Here is a 616-nt window from a genome sequence, read left to right as displayed (position 1 = left end):
CAACGCAGATAAACTATTGATTCTAAAAACAGTATATACCTTAACAAACAGAATGCGCGCCGTTTCCCCAGTCTGAACTCAAACTTATGCTCTAAGGCACAGTTTTTCTTTCGCGATAGTTTACCCATTCATTAAATACCGCTAAGGTGAACGCTCAGCCTAAAAATAGAACAAAGGATGTTAAGTCATCATGAACAGTACGATCCAAACCATTCTTGGCCACCGTTCCATTCGTAAATTTACCTCACAGCCTATCGATAAAGAGCAACTGGAAACCATCCTTCAAGCGGGTCTTGCCGCATCCTCATCCAGTATGTTGCAGGTAGTATCAATTGTTAGAGTCACGGACACAGAGAAGAGATCACAACTAGCGAAATTTGCAGGGAATCAAGCATACGTTGAAAGCGCGGCAGAGTTCTTGGTGTTCTGTATCGACTACCAGCGTCACGCCAGTATTAATCCTGGTGTTCAAGCCGATTTCACAGAGTTAACGCTCATAGGTGCCGTAGACTCTGGAATCATGGCTCAAAACTGCTTATTGGCAGCAGAATCTATGGGGTTGGGAGGCGTATACATTGGCGGCTTAAGAAACAATGCCCGACAAGTGGATGAGCTA

At 44.3% G+C, this 616-nt stretch carries 1 protein-coding gene; it reads left to right on the top strand.

Going from position 1 to position 616, the window contains the following annotated elements; all coding sequences use genetic code 11:
• Positions 1 to 190: 190 nt before the first annotated feature.
• A partial coding sequence (gene nfsA / locus R8O11_RS29075) for an oxygen-insensitive NADPH nitroreductase (protein ID WP_318195102.1) occupies positions 191 to 616 on the top strand: 426 nt, incomplete at its 3' end.

It is taken from the genome of Vibrio sp. 1288, assembly GCF_033344475.1.
The sequence above is the reverse complement of the archived record's forward strand: the minus strand, read 5'-3'. Positions and strand labels throughout refer to the sequence as shown.